Source organism: Pseudomonas sp. S36 (genome assembly GCF_016647875.1).
GTDB lineage: Bacteria > Pseudomonadota > Gammaproteobacteria > Pseudomonadales > Pseudomonadaceae > Aquipseudomonas > Aquipseudomonas parafulva.
In genome coordinates, this window is sequence record NZ_JACVVG010000132.1 from 1 (window position 1) to 223 (window position 223).

Below are 223 nucleotides of genomic sequence, written 5' to 3' on the forward strand. Positions count from 1 at the left end.
CCCCGGCGTGACAGGCCGGTATTCTAACCGACTGAACTACCGCTGCGTATCGTTCAGGCTTGCGCCCGATTGAAACTGGGTCAGCCCAAGGCGCTTGGCCTTGTGGCTTCAGACCGGTGCAAAGCACCCATCTGGTACTGGAATATGGCGCAGCGGACGGGACTCGAACCCGCGACCCCCGGCGTGACAGGCCGGTATTCTAACCGACTGAACTACCGCTGCG

General features: G+C 61.9%; 1 tRNA gene. It reads right to left on the reverse strand.

Annotated features, from left to right (window positions below):
* Positions 1 to 145 precede the first annotated feature (145 nt).
* Positions 146 to 222 (reverse strand) — tRNA-Asp (locus tag IAE36_RS23560).
* Between the last annotated feature and the right edge of the window lies 1 nt (position 223).